3 protein-coding genes are annotated in these 6,101 nt (G+C 65.7%); 2 read left to right on the forward strand and 1 reads right to left on the reverse strand.

Annotated features, from left to right (window positions below; genetic code table 11):
- Positions 1-3: 3 nt before the first annotated feature.
- Positions 4-1,071, reverse strand: coding sequence for a 23S rRNA (cytidine(2498)-2'-O)-methyltransferase RlmM (gene rlmM / locus ACCC94_RS11710; protein ID WP_413349628.1), 1,068 nt, complete (start codon positions 1,069-1,071; stop codon positions 4-6).
- 360 nt (positions 1,072-1,431) lie between these two features.
- On the opposite strand from rlmM, the gene acnA reads away from it, so the two are divergent.
- A complete protein-coding gene (acnA, locus tag ACCC94_RS11715; protein WP_413349629.1) occupies positions 1,432-4,164 on the forward strand; it encodes an aconitate hydratase AcnA in 2,733 nt (910 codons plus the stop codon).
- A 204-nt stretch (positions 4,165-4,368) separates the two neighbouring features.
- Positions 4,369-5,934 carry a PAS domain-containing methyl-accepting chemotaxis protein gene (locus tag ACCC94_RS11720; protein WP_413349630.1) on the forward strand — a complete coding sequence of 522 codons (1,566 nt, stop codon included), beginning with the start codon at positions 4,369-4,371 and terminating at the stop codon, positions 5,932-5,934.
- Positions 5,935-6,101 lie beyond the last annotated feature (167 nt).

Below are 6,101 nucleotides of genomic sequence, written 5' to 3' on the forward strand. Positions count from 1 at the left end.
TCGCTAGCGTTCGCCCTTCTCGAAGCGGCGCAGATGGCAGGTCACTTCCTCGCGGTCGTGGTAGAGCTGCTTGCAGCCGATCTGCACCTTCAGCCCGCGTTCGCGGAAGGAATCCTCGAGGCGATCGAGGATGCGCCGCACCTCGGCGTAACGCTGCTTCATCGGCAGCTTGAGGTTGACGATGGCCTCGCGGCACAGCCCCTCGCCGATCCAGGTTTCGATCATCGCGCCGGTGCGCGCCGGCTTCTCTACGATGTCGCAGACCATCCAGTCCATGCGCTGGCGCGGACGGAAGGCGTAACCGTCGACGCGCTGGTGCTCGACCAGCCCGGAGTACATCAGGTTCTCCGCCATCGGCCCGTTGTCCACGGCGACGACGCGCATCTCCCGGTTCACCAGCTGCCAGGTCCAGCCGCCGGGCGATGCGCCCAGGTCCACGGCGAGCATGTCCGGCGCCAGGCGACGGTCCCAGTCGGCGCGGGGGATGAAGTGGTGCCAGGCCTCTTCCAGCTTCAGTGTCGAACGACTGGGCGCCTCGCGGGGGAACTTCAGGCGCGGGATGCCCATGGGCCACATGGCGCAGTTGCGCGCCTCGGCCAGGCCGATGAAGGCCTCGCGGCCGGAGCGGAAGGTCAGCAGCAGGCGCGGCAGGCTCGGGTCTTCCGCCAGCTTGCCGGCTTTTACCAGCGCGGCGCGCAGCGGTTTCTCGAACTTGCGGCAGAAGGTCGAGAGTTCCTTGCCGTCATTGGTGTCGAACACCTCCAGCCAGAGGCTGCCGCATGGCGGAAAGCCGGCCAGGGCCTCGAGGATTGCGCCGATGCGGTCCGTTTCCGGCAGCGCGGTGAAGCCGTTGCCGCGCGCCCACTGGCGCGGGAAGATCAGCTCGGAGAAGCGCAGCTGGCGCATCAGGCGCTCGGCGCCATCGGCGTCGGTGCAGATGAATTCGGCGTAAGCGCTAGCCGGCTTGGCCCGGGCATAGCCGGGGATGTCCAGGCGCGCGGCGTGCTCGGACAGCTCGGCGCAGACCTCGTTCTCGAAGCCCGGACGGCAATGCAATAAAAGGGTATTCATCGGGGTGTCTCCTTGGCCGCGCACTATAGAGGCTGCCCACGAAGGTTTCATGCAGATTCGCCGGAAATCTCCCACGACCGCAGTCACTTGATCTGAACCCCAGCCAGGGACCAGGGGTCCAGAACAGATGGCAATACCCCGTCAAGCGGTCTAGCTTGAGTGGTCTGGCCCAGCACGCCAGAAGACTGCCCGATGATTGCCGTGCCTGGCGAAGATTGCCACCGTTCGTGGCCTGCCCATGCGGAGTAGGCCTGCGATGGATCAGGACGTCAGCGCCCTTCTTCGCCAAGTATCGCCAGTGCGCCATCGAATCGGCCGCGCTGCCGAACACGAGCAGAATCCAAGCCTGAGGAGAATGTCATGCCCGCCGTGGATAGCCTGAACAGCCTGCGCACCCTGGAGGTCGCCGGCAAGACCTATCACTACTACAGCCTGCCGGAGGCGGCGAAGAGCCTGGGGGACCTGGGCAAGCTGCCGATGTCCCTGAAAGTGCTGCTGGAAAACCTGTTGCGCTGGGAAGACGACAACACCGTCACCGGCGACGACCTCAAAGCCCTGGCCGGCTGGCTGAAGACGCGCAGCTCCGACCGCGAAATCCAGTACCGCCCCGCCCGCGTGCTGATGCAGGACTTCACCGGGGTACCGGCGGTGGTCGACCTCGCCGCTATGCGCGACGCCATGGCCAAGGCCGGCGGCGACCCGCAGAAGATCAACCCACTGTCCCCGGTCGACCTGGTCATCGACCACTCGGTGATGGTGGACAAGTTCGCCAGCCAGTCGGCCTTCGCCCAGAACGTCGAGATCGAGATGGAGCGCAACGGCGAGCGCTACGCCTTCCTGCGCTGGGGGCAGAACGCCTTCGACAACTTCCGCGTGGTGCCGCCGGGCACCGGCATCTGCCACCAGGTCAACCTGGAATACCTGGGGCGCACCGTCTGGACCAAGGACGAGGACGGCCGCACCTACGCCTTCCCCGACACCCTGGTCGGTACCGACTCGCACACCACCATGATCAACGGCCTCGGCGTGCTCGGCTGGGGCGTGGGCGGCATCGAGGCGGAAGCGGCCATGCTCGGCCAGCCGGTGTCGATGCTGATTCCCGAGGTGATCGGCTTCAAGCTCACCGGCAAGCTGAAGGAAGGCATCACCGCCACCGACCTGGTGCTGACCGTCACGCAGATGCTGCGCAAGAAAGGCGTTGTCGGAAAATTCGTCGAATTCTACGGCGATGGTCTCGCCGACCTGCCCCTGGCCGACCGCGCCACCATCGCCAACATGGCCCCGGAATACGGCGCCACCTGCGGCTTCTTCCCGGTGGACGAAATCACCCTGGGCTACCTGCGCCTGTCCGGGCGCCCGGAAGAGACGGTCAAACTGGTGGAGGCCTACAGCAAGGCCCAGGGCCTGTGGCGTGAAAAAGGCCACGAGCCGGTGTTCACCGATTCCCTGCAACTGGACATGGGCGACGTCGAAGCGAGCCTCGCCGGGCCCAAGCGCCCACAGGACCGCGTCGCCCTCGGCCATGTCAGCCAGGCCTTCGACGACTTCCTCGGGCTGCAGATCAAACCGGCCGCCACCGAGGAAGGCCGCCTGCTCAGCGAGGGTGGCGGAGGTGCCGCTGTCGGCTCGGCGGAATCCACCGGGGAGGCCGACTACCACTACGAAGGCCAGACCTACCGGTTGAAGAACGGCGCCGTGGTCATCGCCGCCATCACCTCCTGCACCAACACCTCCAACCCCAGCGTGATGATGGCCGCCGGCCTGCTGGCGAAGAAGGCGCTGGAGAAGGGCCTGCAGCGCAAACCCTGGGTGAAGAGCTCGCTGGCGCCCGGCTCCAAGGTGGTCACCGAGTACTTCCACGCCGCCGGCCTGACCCGCTACCTGGACGAACTGGGCTTCGACCTGGTGGGCTATGGCTGCACCACCTGCATCGGCAACTCCGGCCCACTGCTCGACCCCATCGAGAAGGCCATCCAGCAGGCCGACCTGACCGTCGCCTCGGTGCTCTCCGGCAACCGCAACTTCGAGGGCCGCGTGCATCCCCTGGTGAAAACCAACTGGCTGGCCTCGCCGCCGCTGGTGGTCGCCTACGCCCTGGCCGGCACCGTGCGCACCGACCTGACCCAGGACCCGCTGGGCACTGGCAAGGACGGCAAACCGGTCTATCTGAAGGACATCTGGCCGAGCCAGCAGGAAATCGCCGAAGCGATTCAGAAAATGGACACGGCGATGTTCCACAAGGAGTACGCCGAAGTCTTCCAGGGCGACGAGAAATGGCGGGCGATCCAGGTACCGGATGCCAAGACCTACACCTGGCAGGACGATTCCACCTATATCCAGCATCCGCCCTTCTTCGAGCACATCGCCGATGCGCCGCCCAAGGTCGAAGACATCCAGGGCGCCAACATCCTCGCGGTGCTGGGCGACTCGGTGACCACTGACCACATCTCCCCCGCCGGCAACATCAAGAAGGACAGCCCGGCCGGGCGCTACCTCAGCGAGCACGGCGTTGCCTACGCCGATTTCAACTCCTACGGCTCGCGCCGTGGGAACCATGAGGTGATGATGCGCGGGACCTTCGCCAACATCCGCATCCGGAACGAGATGCTCGGCGGCGAGGAAGGCGGCAATACGCTTTACGTCCCGACTGGCGAGAAGCTGGCGATCTATGACGCCGCCATGCGCTACCAGCAGGACGGCACCCCGCTGGTCATCGTTGCCGGCAAGGAGTACGGCACCGGCTCGTCCCGCGACTGGGCGGCCAAGGGCACCAACCTGCTGGGCGTGAAAGCCGTGATCGCCGAGAGCTTCGAGCGTATCCACCGCTCCAACCTGGTGGGCATGGGCGTACTGCCGCTGCAGTTCAAGGACGGCCAGGACCGCAAGGCACTGAAGCTGACCGGCAAGGAAGTGCTGAGCATCAGCGGCCTGTCGGGCGAGCTGAAGCCGCACATGAACCTCAAGGTCGCGGTGAAGCGCGAGGACGGCAGCCAGGACAGCTTCGAGGTGCTCTGCCGCATCGATACGCAGAACGAAGTCGAGTACTTCAAGGCCGGCGGGATCCTCCACTATGTTCTGCGCAGCTTGATCTAGAGCGGTTGTAACGAATGCGGCGGCCTGCAACGGGCCGCCGTCTTCGACTTTCGAAAGACTTCCAGTGACTCATAGCGATAGGCTATCGTCAGCCTACCGGCGTCACTCTTCTGACATTTTTTGTGATGGCCATCAAATTTTCGATCCGGCGGCCGATAAGCTGGACAGACGTGCCAATTCGCCTTTCTCCGAGATTCCAGCCTGATGCGCAACAACCAGCCGATCACCCAGCGTGAACGCACCTTCCCCGCCGACCAGCGACTGATCTCCACCACCAATGCCCGCGGTGTCATCAGCTACGTCAATGAGGCCTTCAGCGCCATCAGCGGCTTCTCCCGCGAGGAACTGCTGGGCGCGGCGCACAACCTGGTGCGTCATCCGGACGTGCCGCCGGCGGTATTCGCGCACATGTGGGAAACCCTGAAGAAAGGCCGCCCGTGGATGGGCATCGTCAAGAACCGCTGCAAGAACGGCGACCATTACTGGGTCAGCGCCTATGTCACGCCGATGTACGAGCGCAACGAGATCGTCGGCTACGAGTCGGTGCGGGTGAAGCCCACCGCCGAACAGGTACGCCGGGCAGAAGCGCTGTATGCACGGATCAATGCCGGCAAGTCGGCCATCCCCGCCCGCGACCGCTGGCTGCCGGTACTGCTGGACTGGCTGCCGTTCATCCTGATCGGGCAGATCGGCTTCCTCATCGGCGCCTGGCTGAATTCCCACTGGGGCTTCCTGCTCGCCGCCCTGCTCTCCATCCCGCTTGGCCTGGCTGGCCTCGGCTGGCAACAGCGCGGCCTCAAGCGCCTGCTGCGACTGGCCGAGCAGACCACCTCCGACCCGCTGATCGCCCAGATGTACACCGACAGCCGTGGCGCCCAGGCACGCCTGGAAATGTCCATACTCAGCCAGGAAGCACGCCTGAAGACCTGCCTGACCCGTCTGCAGGACACCGCCGAAACCCTCACCGAGCAGGCCCGCGAAGCCGACTCCCTGGCCCACCACAGCTCCGCCGGGCTCGACCGTCAGCGCCAGGAGACCGAGCAGGTGGCCACCGCCGTCAACCAGATGGCCGCGACCACCCAGGAAGTGGCTGACAACGTGCAGCGCACCGCCGATGCCACCCGCCAGGCCAACGACCTGACCACCGAGGGCCGGCAGATCGCCGCCGAGACCCGCGAGGCCATGCAGCGCCTGTCCAGCTCCGTGGGTGAAACCGGCGAAGCGGTCAGCCAGCTGGCCCGCGACAGCGAGCAGATCGGCGGCGTGGTGGACGTGATCAAGGGCATCGCCGACCAGACCAACCTGCTGGCGCTCAATGCCGCCATCGAAGCCGCCCGCGCCGGCGAGATGGGCCGCGGCTTCGCCGTGGTCGCCGATGAAGTCCGCTCCCTGGCGCAGCGCACCGCCGAGTCCACCGGGCAGATTCACCAGCTCATCGCCAACCTGCAGAACACCGCCACCGAGGCGGTACGCGCCATGGATTCCGGCCGTCGTCAGGCCGACGAAGGCGTGGAGCGCGTACTGCAGGCGGACAACGCGCTGGTAGGCATCAGCGACGCAGTGGCCAACATCACCGAGATGGCCACGCAGATCGCCGCCGCTGCGGAGGAACAGAGCGCCGTGGCCGAAGAGATCAACCGCAACATCAGCACCATCGCCAACCTCGCCGACCAGACCTCCGGCGAGGCGCAGCGCACCGCCCTGCTCAGCGAAGAGCTGACACAGACCGCGCAACGGCAGTATTCGCTGGTGGAGCGCTTCAACCGCTGATCCAGGCGCTCAAGCACATCTGTAGGAGCGAGCTTGCTCGCGAACTGCCGTGGCGCAGGCTACCAGGAGCGTAGGGGGCCAAAAACCGGACGGGGTTTTAGCCGCCAATGGGGATAAAACCAGAGGGGGTATTTTACCGACGCCACCGCCACACGGGGGGTAGGGGT

Origin of the sequence: Pseudomonas sp. Pseusp97, from assembly GCF_047304025.1 — a bacterium.
GTDB lineage: Bacteria > Pseudomonadota > Gammaproteobacteria > Pseudomonadales > Pseudomonadaceae > Pseudomonas.